The organism is Deinococcus apachensis DSM 19763 (assembly GCF_000381345.1).
Taxonomy (GTDB): domain Bacteria; phylum Deinococcota; class Deinococci; order Deinococcales; family Deinococcaceae; genus Deinococcus; species Deinococcus apachensis.
In genome coordinates this window covers 195,003-209,980 of sequence record NZ_KB906402.1, presented here as the reverse complement: position 1 = coordinate 209,980, position 14,978 = coordinate 195,003, and the positions used below count along the sequence as shown (strand labels likewise).

12 protein-coding genes are annotated in these 14,978 nt (G+C 71.6%); 4 read left to right on the top strand and 8 right to left on the bottom strand.

All coding sequences use genetic code 11. The annotated features are described in order from the left end of the window. On the bottom strand, nt 1-597 hold a 597-nt coding region (locus F784_RS0110780; protein WP_019586743.1), incomplete at its 3' end, for a WecB/TagA/CpsF family glycosyltransferase. A 738-nt stretch (nt 598-1,335) separates the two neighbouring features. Here F784_RS0110780 and F784_RS0110770 point away from each other — a divergent pair. Continuing rightward, nucleotides 1,336-2,901, top strand: a complete 1,566-nt coding sequence (locus F784_RS0110770) for an ABC transporter substrate-binding protein (RefSeq protein ID WP_019586741.1) — start codon at nt 1,336-1,338, stop codon at nt 2,899-2,901. 56 nt (nt 2,902-2,957) lie between these two features. Here the strand turns inward: F784_RS0110770 and xylB are convergent, their stop codons facing one another. Then, entirely contained in the window at nt 2,958-4,424 is a 1,467-nt protein-coding gene (gene xylB / locus F784_RS0110765; RefSeq protein WP_019586740.1) for a xylulokinase, read from the bottom strand. Next, nucleotides 4,424-5,593: a xylose isomerase gene (xylA, locus tag F784_RS0110760; RefSeq protein ID WP_019586739.1), complete on the bottom strand. Its 1,170-nt coding sequence runs from the start codon at nt 5,591-5,593 to the stop codon at nt 4,424-4,426. The genes xylB and xylA overlap by 1 nt, the downstream gene beginning before the upstream one ends. A gap of 296 nt (nt 5,594-5,889) precedes the next feature. On the opposite strand from xylA, the gene F784_RS22960 reads away from it, so the two are divergent. Both F784_RS22960 and F784_RS0110750 read left to right on the top strand, forming a co-directional pair. Beyond that, a complete protein-coding gene (locus F784_RS22960) occupies nt 5,890-7,461 on the top strand; it encodes an HD domain-containing phosphohydrolase (RefSeq protein WP_019586738.1) in 1,572 nt (523 codons plus the stop codon). Between the two features lie 46 nt (nt 7,462-7,507). After that, entirely contained in the window at nt 7,508-9,154 is a 1,647-nt protein-coding gene (locus F784_RS0110750) for a GGDEF domain-containing protein (protein WP_019586737.1), read from the top strand. A gap of 83 nt (nt 9,155-9,237) precedes the next feature. Here F784_RS0110750 and F784_RS0110745 read toward each other — a convergent pair whose 3' ends face one another. Beyond that, entirely contained in the window at nt 9,238-10,491 is a 1,254-nt protein-coding gene (locus F784_RS0110745; RefSeq protein WP_019586736.1) for an MFS transporter, read from the bottom strand. A gap of 170 nt (nt 10,492-10,661) precedes the next feature. On the opposite strand from F784_RS0110745, the gene F784_RS22955 reads away from it, so the two are divergent. After that, entirely contained in the window at nt 10,662-11,714 is a 1,053-nt protein-coding gene (locus tag F784_RS22955; protein WP_019586735.1) for a phosphodiester glycosidase family protein, read from the top strand. Nucleotides 11,715-11,841: 127 nt separating this feature from the next. Here the strand turns inward: F784_RS22955 and F784_RS0110735 are convergent, their stop codons facing one another. The 4 genes from F784_RS0110735 to F784_RS0110720 all read right to left on the bottom strand — a co-directional run bounded on the left by F784_RS0110735 (nt 11,842) and on the right by F784_RS0110720 (nt 14,964). Continuing rightward, complete coding sequence (locus F784_RS0110735; protein ID WP_157465182.1) at nt 11,842-12,600, bottom strand: hypothetical protein; 759 nt, start codon at nt 12,598-12,600, stop codon at nt 11,842-11,844. 83 nt (nt 12,601-12,683) lie between these two features. After that, nucleotides 12,684-13,550: a hypothetical protein gene (locus F784_RS0110730; RefSeq protein WP_019586733.1), complete on the bottom strand. Its 867-nt coding sequence runs from the start codon at nt 13,548-13,550 to the stop codon at nt 12,684-12,686. Between the two features lie 18 nt (nt 13,551-13,568). Beyond that, a complete protein-coding gene (locus F784_RS0110725; protein WP_019586732.1) occupies nt 13,569-14,066 on the bottom strand; it encodes a hypothetical protein in 498 nt (165 codons plus the stop codon). 19 nt (nt 14,067-14,085) lie between these two features. Continuing rightward, entirely contained in the window at nt 14,086-14,964 is an 879-nt protein-coding gene (locus tag F784_RS0110720; protein WP_019586731.1) for a hypothetical protein, read from the bottom strand. Between the last annotated feature and the right edge of the window lie 14 nt (nt 14,965-14,978).

Sequence of the window (14,978 nt, the reverse complement as noted above, 5' to 3'; positions counted from 1 at the left end):
GGGCTCCATCGCCAGCCGGAAGAGCCACTCCAGCCCCAGGCGCTGCATCGCCCCGGGTGCCTGCCGGACCCGCCCCGAGTGGAAGTCGAAGGCCGCGCCCACCCCCAGCATGGTGAGGGGCAGCCGGTCGCGGTGACGGTACATCCACCACTCCTGCTTCGGGCAGCCGATCCCCACGAAAAGGATGCGGGCCCCGGAGGCGAGGATCTGCCGGACGTCCTCGGCGTCCTCCTCGGGCGTCAGCGGGCGGAAGGGCGGGGCAATCGTGCAGGCCACCTGGATGCCGGGGAACTGGCGCTCCAGGAAAGCCCGGAAGTCCCCCAGGCTCTCGGGCGTGCCGCCGTACAACCCGATGGGCACCCCCGCTTTGGCTGCCGCCTCGCAGACATGCAGGGTCAGGGTGGGGCCGTAGACCCGCTCGGCGTCCCGGACCCCCAGCAGCTTCAACCCCCAGACGAGCGGCATCCCGTCGGGCGTGACCAAGTCGGCGGAGTTGGTGACGGCCTGGAAGTTGGGGTCGTCCACTCCCTCCATGACCATGTGGACGTTGGCGGCGTGGACCCGGCGGGGGCCCCCGGCCTGCGCCCAGGTGATCACGTCTGCTGCCGCTTGGGCGTAGCTGGTCGCGTCGATGCGGGTGCCCAGGAGTGGGCGGGAAACGGGCCTCTGGGCGTGATCCGGCAGGGAGGTCGGTGGGGTCTGCGCGGTTACCCCGCCAGTGTACGCACCCTGGCGCGGGAAGGCGGGAGGACGGGTAGACCCCCCCTGGTGACACTGCAGGCCTGGGTGCGCGCGGTGCCGCGGGCATCACCCTTGACCCGCCCCCAGCGGAGAGACGTTCCGGTAACGCCCCCAGGCTGATCCTCGGGGAATGAAATATCGGGTGCGCCGCTACCTCTGGCATTTGAAGCGTCACGACGCCTTCTGGATGACGCCCATGGCCTTCGGGATCGTCCTGATCGCCCTGTTGGTCGTGCAGGTGCTGCGATGACGGGTGGTCGAACGCCGCGCGGCCTGCGCGCCCGATCTGGGACTTCAGTGCGCCAGCAGGCCCAGGACGCCCATCCTGCTGGATTTACTCTGTAAAGACCTGACGTGGCGGCCGTGTCCGCTTTGGCCCCCGACCCGCTCGGGGCACTTCTCGCCGCTGCGAGGCCGTGACCGGGACGGGGAGGGCCAGGCGTGTGCGCCAACTCGCGGGCCGCGCCGTCCCGGGGCCCGGATCAGTCCCGGCCCCACACCCTGACCTTTGGTTCATGAGGAACCTTTTCCGGACGAGAAGATGATAAAACTTGTCGGTCATTCGGAGCCGCCGCTCCGGGCGAAAGGAATGCCATGAAGAACTTCCTCCCCCTGCTCGGCACCTTGCTGCTCGGTCAGGCGCTCGCGGCGGGCACGCTGGTGTACGGCGCGCCCGGCGAGCCCGTGAACCTGAACCCCGGCAATGCCAGCGACAGCCCCAGTCTCCAGGGTCAGGTTCAGATCTACGACCGCCTGGTCCACTTCAAGCCCGGTACCGCGACCCCCGTCCCCGGCCTCGCCACCGCCTGGAAGAGCAACGCCAATGCGACCCAGTGGACCTTCACCCTGCGGCAGAACGTGAAGTTCCACGACGGCACCCCCTTTAATGCAGACGCCGTGATCTTCAACGTGAACCGCTGGTGGGACCCGAAAAACCCCTACCGCTACGGCGGCACCTTCGAGATCTGGGGTGAACTCATGGGCGGCTACAAGGGGCAGAGCGGCAGCCTGCTCAAATCCATTTCCAAGGTGAACGCCAACTCCGTGCGCTTCACGCTCAGCCGGGGCGTCACCGCCTTTCCCGACCTGCTGGGAACCGACTACTTCGGGATCGCCTCGCCCACAGCGGTGAAAAAGCTCGGTGCGAAGTACGGCACGCCCGCAAGCGGCGCAGTCGGCACCGGACCCTTCCGCTACGTGAGCTGGCGCACCGGGGACCGGCTGGTCCTGAAGCCCAGCCCGAACTACTGGGGCACGCGCAGCACACTGGATCAGATGATCTTCCGCTTCATCAAGGACCCCAGCCAGCGCCTGAACGAGCTGCGGGCCGGGACGGTGGACTTCACGAGCAACCTCGATCCCCAGGTGGCGAAGTCGATCAAGGCCGATCCCAACCTGCGCCTGGTGCTGCCGCCCGCCTTCAACGTGGGCCTGCTGAACATGAACGTCCGCAACAAGGCGCTGAGCAACACCAAGGTGCGCGAGGCGATCCGCTTCGCCGTCAACCGCCCCGCCATCGTGGACGCCTTCTGGGGCGACCTGGGCGCGACCGACAACAGCCTGCTCCCCCCCGCGCTGAACTGGGCGAACTCCAAAGACGTGCCCAAGGTGACCTACAACCCCGCCGTCGCCAAGCGCCTGCTGGCCGAGGCGGGCTACCCGAACGGCTTCTCCGTGGACCTGTGGTACATGCCCATCAGCCGCTCCTACTTCCCGCAGCCCAAGCCCGTCGCGGAGGCCATCGCCGCTGATCTGGGGGCTATCGGCATCAAGGTGAACCTGAGGACCGAGGACTGGGCCAAGTACCTCGAAGACCGCCAGAAGGGCCGCTTCGACCTGTTCCTGTACGGCTGGAGCGGCGACTACAGTGACCCCGACAACTTCTACAGCGCCTTTTACGGCGACGCGGGCAGTGACGACATCGGCTTCGACCCCGGCAACATCAACGCGCTGCTGGGCAAGGGCCGCGCCGCCCTCGACCGCCAGGCCAAGGCGCGGGTGTACGCCCAGCTTCAGGAGCTGACGTACAACGCCAACGTCCGTCTGCCCATCGTCCACAGCGCGGCCCCGGCTGCCGCCCGCACCCGGGTCAAGAACTGGATCACCGGCCCGCTGGGCACCGTGGGGTCGCTGAACCTGATCCGGGTCGAGGGGAAGTAGGACCTGGACAGTTCGGGGAGGAGGGGCGCGGCGTATGGCCCCTCCTCCCCGGGCGTTTAGGCTGGGCCGCCATACAGGCGGTGAAAGGCCGCAGTGTAGGCCCCGCGCGGCGCGTGTGATGGGACGGGCGGGGCGGGCTCTTCCGGGAGGTCCGGCCTCCCCATCGCTTCCCCCAGACGGGCGTGCAGCCCGCCCTCGGGCATGGCGAGCACGGCGGCGCCCTCGGCCGCGCCCGCTGCCGAGCCCGTGCGGTACACGTCCAGCCCCAGCGCGTCAGCCATCAGGCCGAGCCACAGGTCGCTGCGCGCGCCGCCGCCCGTGGCGAGCAGGGAGCGCAGCCCCACATGCTCCCGCATCACGTCGTAGGTGTCGGCGAGGGCGAAGGCCGTTCCTTCCAGCACCGCCCGCACGAGGTGACCCCGGCGGTGCGCCAGGCTCAGGCCCAGCCACGCGCCGCGCAGGTCAGGGTCCATGTGCGGGCTGCGCTCCCCGGCCAGGAAGGGGAGGAACAGCACGCCCTCCTCGCTGGCGGGCACGGCCCGCGCTTCCTCCAGGAGTGTTCCCAGTTCGGCCTCGGGAAACAGGCGGTCATGCACCCACTGCAACGCCCCGGCACAGGCCAGCGTCACGCCGAGCAGGTGGTAGCCCCCGTCCGCGTGGGCGAAGAGGTGGACCCGCCCCCCGGGGTCGGGGGTGGGCCGCGCGAGGGGGGCGAACAGCACGCCGCTCGTCCCCAGGCTCAGCGAGCCGGTCTCGGGCCGCGCGGCGCTGAGCCCCAGGGCGATTCCGGCGGCGGCATTGTCCCCCCCGCCCGCCACGACGGGCAGGCTGGCCGGGAGTCCGGTGCGCGCCGCGAGGTCCGCCCGCAGGGTTCCCACCCGCGCGGTGGAGGGCCGCACCCCGGGAAACAGGGTGGGGGAGAGGTCCAGCGCCCCCAGGATGTCCCCGTCCCAATCCAGCCAGGCGAGGTTGAGGGCCCCCACCCCGCTCGCGTCGGACGGTTCGGTCGCCAGCTCCCCGGTCAGGACGTACCCCAGATAGTCCTTGGGGAGCAGCACGTGGGCGAGCCGGGCAAAGACCTCCGGCTCCTCGTCCCTCAGCCACAGCACCTTGGGGAGTTGGAAGCCGGTCACCGCGCGGTTTCCCGTGCGCGCGATGAGGTCGGGCCGGGGAATGCGCGCCTCGATCTGCCGCACCTGCGCGCCCGTGCGCTGGTCGTTCCACAGCGGGGCGGGCCGCAGCACCTCGCCGCCCGCGTCCAGAAACACCGCGCCGTGCATCTGCCCACTCAGCCCCAGGGCCGCCGGGGTGTGACCGCCCTCCCGCAGCAGGCCTGCCACCTCCGAGAGGGCGTCCAGCGCCGCTGCGACCCAGTCCCCCGGGCGCTGCTCGGTCCAGCCGGGCTGGGGGGTCAGCAGGGGATAGCTGCGGGTGGCCGAGGCGACGGAGCGGCGGGCCGCGTCGAGCGCGACGACCTTGACCCCGCTCGTCCCCAGGTCCACGCCCACGGTGACCTCGGCCATCAGCGCACGCCCAGCAGGAGTTCGACGGTGAGCTGGTCGAGGTGTTCCAGCCCGGGGCCGCGCTGACCCAGCAAGGCCCGGTCGAAGGTCCGGTTCTTCAACGCCTGCGCGTTCTCCGGGCTGAACTGCCGGGTCAGGCTGGAGAGTTCCGCGTCCTCCACCCGGTACGCCGCGAGGGCCGCCTGAATCTCCGGGTCCTCATTGAACTGCCGCGCCCTGTCTCTCAGGATCAGGTACGTCCGCATGCATCCCCGTGCAAACGCCCACACCCCCGCTTCGTCCTCCGTCCGCAGCGCGTGGGCGTCGAAATGTCGCGGCCCGTCGTACCCGCTGTCCTCCAGCAGCTTGACCAGGAAAAAGGCGGTCTTGAGGTTCTCCGCCCCGAACCGCAGGTCCTGGTCGAATCGCCCCGGCTTCTGGTCGTTCAGGTCGATGTGGAAGAGCTTGCCCGCGTCGATGATCTGCGCCACCGCGTGCGCGAAGTTCAGCCCCGCCATGGTGTCGTGCGCGAACTCGGGATTGACCCCGAAGAGCTCCGGCTGGTCGAGGGTGGCGATAAAGCCCAGCATCGAGCCCGCCGTGGGAAAAAAGATGTCCCCGCGCGGCTCGTTCGGCTTGGGTTCCAGGGCGAAGCGGTAGCCGTACCCCTGGGACTGGCTGTATTCGGCGAGGAAGTTCAGGCTGTCGCGGAACCAGGCGAGGGCGTCGAGCAGCTTCCCGCTGGCGTCCACTTCCGTGCCCTCGCGCCCGCCCCAGAAGACGTAGGTCTGGGCACCCAGCTCGTGGCCCAGGTCCATGCTGTGCATCGTCTTCTGGAGGGCGTAGGCCCGGACCCTCGCGTCGGCTGAGGTAAAGGCGCCGTCCTTGAAGACCGGATCGGAAAAGAGGTTGGTGGTCGCCATCGGCACGACCAGGCCGTGATCCGACAGGGCCTGCTGGAACTCGGCGACGAGGCGGTCACGCTCCCCGGCAGAGGCATCAATTGGAACCAGGTCGTTGTCGTGGAGGTTGACGCCGTAGGCGCCGAGTTCGGCGAGTTTCTGGACGATGTGCGGGGCGGAGAAGCCGGGGCGGGTGGCCTCGCCGAAGGGGTCACGGCCCACGTTGCCCACGGTCCAGAGACCAAACGTGAACCGGTCGGCGGGGCGGGGCTGGAAGTCACTCGTCATGGGTCACCTCGGGGGGCAGGACAGGTGGGCGGCGGGTCTGGTCCCCGACCGGCAGCCGGAGACCGCCGTGAAGCGGCAGGTGTTCCCCATACCGTACCCCGGACGGGCGCGTGACGGCGCGACGTGGGGGTCACGGCCTGCGGGGTGGGTGCTTTCCGCGCCCGGCATGCCCCCCAAGTGTCTGTGCCGTTAGGCTTCTGTATGACCGAATATCCTACCCTGACGCCCGTGGTCAACCTGACGCCGCAGCTCCCGTTCACGGGGTGGGGCGCCGCGGGACCGGCCGCCCCACGACCATGAGCCAAACGCTGCCCACCCCCAAGCCCGTTCTGGACGCGCATGTCCTGGTTCACCTGGCCCGTTCGTCCCAGGACGTGTTCAGCCGGTGCGTGACCCTGGCCCTGGAGGCCACCCGCGCCACCACGGTGCTCGCCCTGCTGCACCGCCCGTGCCGCGAGGAACTGGAGGTCGTCGCCGCCGCCGGTCACCTTGCCGAGCAGGCCGTTGGCCGCACCTTTCGCTGGGGGGAGGCGCTGGCATGGCGGGTCTTCGTGGCGGGGGAGGCGTATCTGGCGCCCGACGCGCACACCCGCGCCGACGCGCACTTCATCTCGGGCCAGGCCCGGCCGGGGATGTACCTGGGCGTGCCCCTCACCGACCCCGACGGGCAGGTGATCGGCGTGCTGTCCATCGACACCACCGACAGTGCCGAAACGCTGGGGGACGGGGACGCGCAGACGCTGACCCTGCTGGGGCAGGCCGCTGGGGTGGCCTACGCCCGCTGGTTGGCCCTCGAACGCGCCCAGCAGACGGCCCACCGCTTCGAGCAGCTGGCCCGGCTGTCCGCGGAGCTGGAGTCCCTGCAGACGCCGGATGAAATCGCCCGCCGGGCGCTGGAGACCCTGCTGGACCTCAGCGGCTTCACGACCGGGGCGGTGTTCGAGCGGTGTGGGGAGTCGCAGGTCGCCCTGACGGTGCTGGCGGGCCACCTGGGTGAGGGTGACCTGAACGCCGTGCGCCTGCACCAGCCTCACGCCCCGACGGGGCTGGTCGCCCAGGTGCTGGACACGCAGTCCACCCTGGTGGTGCCGGACTATCCCCGCTGGTGCCAGGCGTCCCCGGTCGCGGTGAATCAGATCCACACGGCCCTGGCCGCGCCGCTGCGGTCGCGGGGCCGGGTGGGCGGGGTCATCGGGCTCGCCCATCTCGGCCAGGTCCATGAGGTCTCTCCGGAGACCGTGACCCTGCTGGAGATGGTCGCGGCGCACATTGACCGGGCGACGGAGCGGGCGGCGGGCGTGGAGCATCTGCGCCGGATGCGCGAGGCGGCCCTGCGGGGGGTGGGCCGGGTGCTGGAGCGCCGGGACGGCGAGACCTTCGGGCACACCGACCGCGTGACCGGGCTGGCCGTGCGGCTGGGCGAGGCGTTGGGGCTGTCCCCCGCCGCGCTGCAACACCTGCGCTGGGGCGCGTACCTGCACGACGTGGGCAAGGTGGCGGTGGACGACCAGATTCTGCGCAAGCCCGGTCCCCTCACCCCGGCGGAACGGGAGGCCATGCAGGCGCACGTGGTGGTGGGCGACGACATGCTCCGCGACGAGGCCTTTGTGCCGCGCGAGGTGCGGCAGGTGGTGCGGTCGCACCACGAGCGCTGGGACGGGGCGGGCTACCCGGACGGCCTGGCCGGGGAAGACATCCCCCTGCTCGCCCGCATCTTCAGCGTGGTCGACGTCTACGACGCCCTGATCAGCCCCCGCCCCTACAAGCCCGCCTGGCCCGCCGAGGCGGCGCGGGCGGAGCTGGCCCGGGGTGCCGGGCGCCAGTTCGATCCGCGGGTCGTGCAGGCGTTCCTGGGGCTGCCGTCATGAGCGGGGGCGCGGGGCGGGACCGCGGCGCCCCCCGGGAATGCGGCTGATGTCCGGCCTCCCCCCAGCGTCAGGGGCCGCCCCCCTGCGAGCGGCGGTCGAGGCCCGGCAATCCGCCCTGGCCGCCCGCCGGGACGCGGGGGCGCCGCCCGCCGAACTCGCCGCCCTGCACCGCGAGGTGGTGTACGCCGCGCTGGACTCGGGCGACGTAGCGGTGGCGATGACCCACGCGCTGGCCTGCCTGGACCTGGCCCGGGCGGCGGGCGACCCGTCCCTGCAGGCCAAGGCGCAGGTGGCGCTGGCCCTCGTCCAGGCCGAGGCGTACGACGACCTGGGGGCCGCCGTCCACTTCCAGCAGGCCGACCGGCTGGCGCGGGAGGCCGGGGACGACCGGGGGGTGGCGCTGGTCGCGGTCAACGCCTCCCACCACGAGCTGGAGCGCCGCCAGTACGGCGCGGCCCTGACGCGGCTGCACGAGTTGCAGGCGTCCCCACAGGCCCGCGGCCTGGACCTGGGCGACTCGCGCGAGATGCGGCAGGCCTTTGCGATCAACTACGTGACCAGCGCGGCCGAGGCGCTCCGCGCGGGCGAGGTGCCCGGCCCGGCCCGCGCGGGAGTCGAGGCGCAGCTCCTCGCCGCCGTCGCCGAGCTGCGCGGGTGGAATGCCGACCGCGCCGCGCTGACGCAGCCCCTGCACGTTCTGTCCATCCTGGACGCGCTGACCCGCCACGCCGTCTGGGCGCGGGACCTGCCCGCCGCCCGGCGCCTGGCCGATGAGCATGTGGGGCTCGCGGGGCAGACGGGCAGCCTGCTGCTGCTCGGCCGGGCGCTGCTGGAGCGTAGCCGCCTGGCGGCCCACGCGGGGAGGTGGCCGGAGGCGATCCGCGACGCGGAACAGGCGGTGCGGCACTTCGAGGCTGGCGGGCAGGACCTTTGGGCCGCGCGGGGACGTGAGGCGCTGGCCGAGGCCTATGCCCGGACCGGGCGCTTTCAGGACGCCTTCGAGGCGCAGCAGGAGGTGACGCGCCGGGTCGAGGACCTTTTCCGGGCCTACCACCAGCAGCGCGCCCTGGTCCACCAGATCGAGCAGCAGGCCCGCGAGGCGGAGGTCCGCGCAGCGGCCCTGGCCGAGGCGGCCCTGAAAGACCCGCTCACGGGGGCGCCCAACCGCACGCACGCCATGCGGGTGCTTGAGGGGCTGCGGGTGCGGCCCGGCCAGGGGAGCGCCGTCGCCCTGATGGACCTCGACCACTTCAAGCGGGTGAACGACACCTACGGGCACGGCGTGGGCGACACTGTGCTGAGGCGGGTGACCCGGGACCTGACGGCCGCGCTCCGTCAGGTGGACTGCCTGGCGCGCTTCGGCGGGGAGGAATTCGTGGTCATCCTGTCCGGCGTTAGCCTGAGCGAGGCCCTGGCCTGCTGCGAGCGCCTGCGGTCCGTCCTGGCCGACCTCGACTGGGCGGACGTGGCGCCCGGACTGCGGACCACCGCCAGCTTCGGGGTGGCGCCGCTCGATCCCGACACCGGGCTGGACCTGACGTTGCAGGCCGCCGACGAGGCGCTGTATGCTGCCAAGGCCACGGGGCGCAACGCCGTGCGGGTGGCCGAGCACCGGTCGCCGGGCCGTCGCCCCCGGACCGTGCCCCAGCCCCCGCGGGGCGGCGAGGGGCCAGGCTCCCCCGGGCAGGGGTGAACCTCGGCGGTCCGGAGGCTGGGACGCAGAACGCCTGTCTCAGGAATCAGGGTCACCTGGAGCAGTCCTCCTCCTTCCCGGTTTCAGCCCCGGTCCTCCGCCACGTCCGTGAGGTCCATCGCGCGCAGCTCGGGCGCCAGGTACGCCGTCACGCCCACCACCAGCAGCGTGACCAGGCCGCCGAGCCACACGCTGCGGGCGGTGCCCAGCAGGCTGGCGGCGACCCCGCTCTCGAAGGCGCCCAGCTCGTTGCTCGCGCCGATGAACATGGAGCTGACCGCGCTCACCCGCCCGCGCAGGTGGTCGGGAGCCTTGAGGCGCAGGGTGGCGCGGCGCACGACCATGCTGATCCCGTCGAAGAGGCCCGCCAGCACGAGCGCCGCCACGCTGAGGGCGAGGTTCCGCGACAGCCCGAAGACGACCATGCACACGCCGAAGCCCGCCACGGCCCCCAGCAGGGTGCGACCGGCGTTCTTCCCCGGCGGTCGGGTGGTCGCGTACAGCATCACCGCGAGCGCCCCGACGCTGGGCGCGGCCACCAGCAGCCCCAAGCCGGTCGGCCCCACCCGCAGGATGTCCGAGGCAAACACCGGCAGCAGCGCCACCGCGCCCCCGAACAGCACGCTGAACAGGTCGAGCGCCATGCTGCCCACCAGGACCTGCCGCCGCAGGACGAAGGCCAGCCCCTCCTTGATGCTCTGCCACACGGGCTCGCCGGGCACGAAGTGGGGCCGCGGCTTGGGCCGGATAAAGGCCACGCATCCCAGCGCCACCCCGAAGAGCGCGGCAGCGAAGAGGTACGCGCCCCGCGCCCCCAGCGCCGCGTACAACACGCCCCCCACCGCCGGACCCGCGATGGCCGCCGCCTGCCACACGCTCGCCTGCCAGGCCGACGCCCGCAGCAGGAGTTCGCGCGGCACGACCTGCGCCTCGAAGGCCGGGAGGGCCGGGTCGGAAAAGCCGCGCGCCAGCCCCAGGCAGAACACCAGCGCCAGGATGGGCCCCACCCCCGCGCCCGCCCCCAGCAGGGCGTACCCGGCAAACAGCAGCGCGCACCCCACCTCGATGGTGGTCGTCGTGAGCAGGATGCGGCGGCGATCGTTGCGGTCGGCCACCACCCCGCCGAAGAGGGCCAGGCTGAGCGCTGGGATCGCCTCCACCAGCCCGAGAATGCCCAACGTAAGCGGGTTTTTCGTGAGCTGATAGAGCTGGTAGGCGACGGTGAGGGCCACGGCGCGGCCCGCGAGGGTGCTGCACAGCGTGGCGAGGAGCATGGCGCGAAATTCGGGGAGTTGCAGGACGGCCCGGCTGGAGGGGTCCCTGGCGGAAACCAACATGGGCGCACTCTAGCGGCTTCCTCCTGACCGTGGGCGTGCCGCTGGGCCGTCTCCCCCCCTTTGTCTTCGCCAGCGTCCCCCAGGCGCTAGACTGTCCGTCTCCAGAGACCGGGTGCCGCACCGTGCCGGGGCTCCGGCCACGACTGGGGTCACCGGAAAGGAAGTGGAGGATGACCCAATCCCCAGCCCGCTGCGTCCGCCTGGGCGGCCTGGGCCTCGCGCTCACCCTCGGCGTTGCCCTGGCACAACCCGCCGTGCAGCGGCAGACCGTCCGCGCCGGTTCGGCCAATGTCGCGGTCACGTCCGTCCGCTTTCCAGCCGGACGTTACGACCTGAGCGTCGCCCTCGCTGGGCCCCGAGTGGCCTCGAATGCCCCGCTCGCGCAGATCGCGGCGCGGTCCGGGGCCACCTGCGCGATCAACGGCACCTTTCTCGCGGCGTATGCCGGGCAGAGCGGCGAGCCATACGGGACGCTCGTGGTGGGGGGGCGGGTGCTCCACCTGGGCACGGTGGGCACCCGGCTGGACGTGCTGCAGGACGGCCGGGTGCGCTTCGCGCGCGACGGGCTGCGGATTCGCGGCACGCTGGACGGCTCCGGCGCCTCCCCCAACAACTGGTACGCCTACAACGTCAACCAGACGCCCTCGAACGCCAACTACGCCTACCTCTACACGCCCGACTACGGCCCGCGCCTGCGCTTCGTGCCTGACGTGGCCGTGATCGTGCGGAACGGGGTGGTGGAGCGCGCGGTTCGGGGCGAGGCGGCCCAGATTCCGGCGGACGGCTTCGTGCTCGCCCTCGCCGGAAGCGAGGTCCGGCAACTCGCGGGGCGGTTCACCCCTGGGCGCCGCGCCGACTACCGGGTCGAGGAGGCAGATGGCACGCCTCTGGGGGCCCGCTTCAGTCTGGGTGCGGGACCCCTGCTCGTTCGCGACGGGAGCGTCGTCGCCGATCCCTCAGCGGAGGGCTTCCGGCAGGACAAGATCCTCACGGCCCGCGGGGCGCGGTCGGCGGTGGGCTTTACCGCGGCGGGCGACCTCCTGCTCGTCACGTTTCCGGGCGCCACGATCCGGGAGGAAGCCCAGGCGATGCGGGCGCTCGGGGCCGTGAACGCCATGAATCTGGATGGGGGTGCGTCGAGCGGGCTGGTCTGCGGGGGCCGGGCGGTCGTGCCAGGCGGGCGCCAGATCGCCAACGCCCTCGTCGTGCGCTCCCGCCGCTGAGGCCCCGGGTGAGACCGGCCTGCCCGGACGCCAGAACACCCGGGCAAGTGCCGGGGGTTCGAGTGGCCCCTCGCCCCTGTGGTGAAGAGCGGCGTGGACCGACTCGCTCACCGCCAGTTCGGAGGGGTCACGGCCCGACCCGGATGCCCCGCACGGCCGCGTCCAGCTTGCCGAGCGATGGGGAGAAGTCCGCTGGCCCGGTCGCACCCAACATCTGTGCCGTGCGGGACAGGTACGCCGGGTACCCCACCCCGCGCGCGAGGGCGTCCCGCTGGCCAGGGGGCACCGCATCGTAGTTCGCCGGAAGCCGCCGGGTCGAGACCGGGTAGGTCAGCACCAGGATGTACTTCCCGTCCTCCGTCAGGCCCTGGAAGGTGTAGAAGAGGCGATCACTCGTCACCGGGGACACGTCGCTCGAATACATCGTCAGGTAGCGCACGCCGCTGCCGCCCGGGAAATCGAGGTAGCGCACCGCCGTGGCGAACACCTGATCCGCGGGGGGACCCAGCAGGTAGGGGAGTTCGCCCGAAGGCCGGGCGGGCCAGCTCTTCAGCAGGGTCCGCAGCCGCCCGAGCTGGGTCTGGACCTCGCGGCCGAGGTCCCCGGGGTTCGCCGCGACGAGTCCGGCCACGGGGTAGACCGAGAGCGCCGCCTCCTGACGGGCGGGGTCCTGGGGACCCAGGGCGAGGTGGACGGCGGCGGCGTGCCCCCAGTCGAGCGGGTCTTCCGGGTTGACCCGGTGGGCGGGCAGGACGGTCTTGTGTACGGCCACGCCGAGCGGGCGGGTGTCCAGGGTGACGGCGGGGGGAGTGGGGGCGGCCCAGGCTAAGTGCGCCCCCAGGCCTAGCCCCAGGACCGCTCCCAGGATCAACAGTGGTGTTCGCATCGTCTGTCCTCCAGGGGCGGGTCACCCCGCTCGGCCCCAGTTCACCCCCCCGGGCATGTCTGGCCGATGATGCGGCCGGGGGGTCATCCCCGGGGCGCACCTTCCTGGCTGGGTTTGGGCGCGGGATTCTGATTGAGGTAGAGGATGTCGTCCGCCCGCAGGTAACGCCGACCGCCCAGCACCTTCACCGTCCCGGTGTCGCCGCTGTCGTACTGGAGCGAGACGGTGTCCCCCTCCAGCGCCCCTCCCGGCTTCACGCTGTAGCGGCCCCAGGTCGTCGTCATCTCGTATCTCGGCTGGAAGGTCGCGTCTAGCCCCCCCGGCAGCGTGACCGAGTGGACGAAGCGCCCGTTCGGGTAGAAGAAGAACTCGGCCGCCTGGAAGGTCTGGTACTGGTCGGACTGGTTGACATTGTTCGGGTCGACGTAGGCGCGGTCGAGGATTGTCATGTCCATGAAGCGCACGAAGGGCGGGGCGTAGACGGTCGCGCCGGGATTCACGCGCTCGGGATGCGGGTCCTTGTCCCGGTTGCCGGGCCGGGCCTTACCCACCGGATACTTCTTCTGCCAGCCCTGGGCGTTCGCTGCGGCGGCCGCGTACTGCCGGGCGTACTCGTTCGCGGCGTCCCCCGCGTCCCCGACCCGCCGCAGTTCGATCCAGCCCGCCAGGGTCATCCCGTCCCCCGTCACGCCGTAGTCGAGGGGCTCGGGCCCGCTCACCAGCCAGTTGAAGGCGAGCTTGTGGTTCTGAATCTGCCAGGTGCCCGGCTGGGCCGCCACCTTGCTGCTGGACTGCGTGTTGAGCACGAACACGCGCCCGTCGGGCAGGAAAGACAGTTCGAGGGTATCCCCGTAGTTCTGCCAGACGCCGACCACGTCGGGGTCGAGGGTGGGGGCGGCGTGGACTTGGGAGAGCAGGGCGGTCAGGGCGAGGGCGGCACACTTGTTCATCGGTTCTCCTGTGGGGAATCACGGTGTGGAGCAGGGGAGGAGCCGCAGGGCCCGGGAGGCGCCGCGCAGGTCGAAGGTTTCCGGGGGACGTGTTCCCACGCGCAGGGTGAGGGTCCTGGCCTGTCCCAAACCCGACAGCAGCGTGGCGGCGGTGCGTCCAGGAATGGCGAGGGCCGCCCGCGTCTGCACCATGCCCCAGCGTTCCGGGGCCGAGGGCGGACGCGCGTCCAGGCGCCAGCTCACAGGCAGGGCCTCGTCCTCGGCGGGGGCTGTGCCGTCGTCCCCCAGGAAGGGCGCCTGGACCTCATAGAACGCCGCTGGCCTGCCGCCCGGGCAGGAGAAGCCCAGCCGGTCCCCGTTCCGCGCGGAAACCCAGATCGAGACGGTGGGCGGCTGAGTGCTGGTGTAGGTCCGCACCGTCCACGCCCCTACCCTGGTGGCCGAATCGGCCAGAGCCGGGCCGGGCGCGAGCAGGGCGGCGAGGCAGAGCGCCATGAAGGGGGTGGGTGAGCGCATGGGTCCTCCTGTGCCGTCCCTACTGGAACTGCCGCTCCTCCCCCGCGTTCGGCTTGGGATTCTGGTTGAAATACAGAACGTTCGGCGACTTCAGGAAACGCCGCCCGCCCAGCACCTTCACCGTCTGCGTGTCGCCGCCGTCGAACTTGAGGGTCACGGCGTCACCGTCCACGGGTCCGCCCGGTTTCACGCTGTAGCTGCCCCACACCCTCGTCAATTCGTGGATGGGCTGGAAGTTGGCGTCGAGCCCCTTGGGAATCCAGCTCTGGTGCCAGAAGCGCCCGTTCGGAAAGAGGAAGAACTCGACCGCCTGGCCGACCTGGTACTCGTGGACCTGCTGGTAGGGGTCCTTGTACGAGCCCGTCAGGATGGTCAGGTCCTCGAAGTCGAGCCCGGCCCCCGTGTAGACGGTGACGTTCCTGGGCGCCCGCTCGGGATGGGGGTCGTCTTTGGCGTTGGTGGCCCTGGCGGGGCCCACCGGATACTGCCCCGCCCACTTCCGGGCAATCGCGGCGAATTGCCCCATACGCTTCGTGTACTCGTTCGCGGCGTCCCCCGCGTCCCCGACCCGCCCCAGGTTCAGCCAGCCGCCGAGGGTCAGGCTGTCCCCCGTGACGCCGTAGTCCTCACGCTCCACGCCGGAAATCAGCCAGTCGATGACGAGCTTGTGGTTCTTGATCTGCCAGGTGCCGGGCTCGCCCTCGACCTTGTTGCCCGCCATCGTGTTCAGGCTGAAGGTGCGGCCGTCGGGCAGGAACACCATTTCGAGGTCCTCCCCGGCGTTCTCCCACACGCCGACCAGATCGGGGTCGAGGGCGGGGGCGGCCTGGGAACGGCTGGCCGGGGCGAGCAGGACGATGAGGGCGGCGGTGAGGACATGGCGGAAGGTCGGTCGCATGGCGGCTCCTGGGA

Bases quoted from the DNA above. Each gene is read 5' to 3' on its own strand.
- F784_RS0110720 (WP_019586731.1), bottom strand. From the start codon at position 14,964: ATGCGACCGACCTTCCGCCATGTCCTCACCGCCGCCCTCATCGTCCTG.
- F784_RS0110745 (WP_019586736.1), bottom strand. From the start codon at position 10,491: ATGTTGGTTTCCGCCAGGGACCCCTCCAGCCGGGCCGTCCTGCAACTC.
- F784_RS0110735 (WP_157465182.1), bottom strand. From the start codon at position 12,600: ATGCGAACACCACTGTTGATCCTGGGAGCGGTCCTGGGGCTAGGCCTG.
- xylA (WP_019586739.1), bottom strand. From the start codon at position 5,593: ATGACGAGTGACTTCCAGCCCCGCCCCGCCGACCGGTTCACGTTTGGT.
- F784_RS22955 (WP_019586735.1), top strand. From the start codon at position 10,662: ATGACCCAATCCCCAGCCCGCTGCGTCCGCCTGGGCGGCCTGGGCCTC.
- F784_RS0110750 (WP_019586737.1), top strand. From the start codon at position 7,508: ATGTCCGGCCTCCCCCCAGCGTCAGGGGCCGCCCCCCTGCGAGCGGCG.
- F784_RS0110725 (WP_019586732.1), bottom strand. From the start codon at position 14,066: ATGCGCTCACCCACCCCCTTCATGGCGCTCTGCCTCGCCGCCCTGCTC.
- F784_RS22960 (WP_019586738.1), top strand. From the start codon at position 5,890: ATGAGCCAAACGCTGCCCACCCCCAAGCCCGTTCTGGACGCGCATGTC.
- F784_RS0110730 (WP_019586733.1), bottom strand. From the start codon at position 13,550: ATGAACAAGTGTGCCGCCCTCGCCCTGACCGCCCTGCTCTCCCAAGTC.
- xylB (WP_019586740.1), bottom strand. From the start codon at position 4,424: ATGGCCGAGGTCACCGTGGGCGTGGACCTGGGGACGAGCGGGGTCAAG.
- F784_RS0110770 (WP_019586741.1), top strand. From the start codon at position 1,336: ATGAAGAACTTCCTCCCCCTGCTCGGCACCTTGCTGCTCGGTCAGGCG.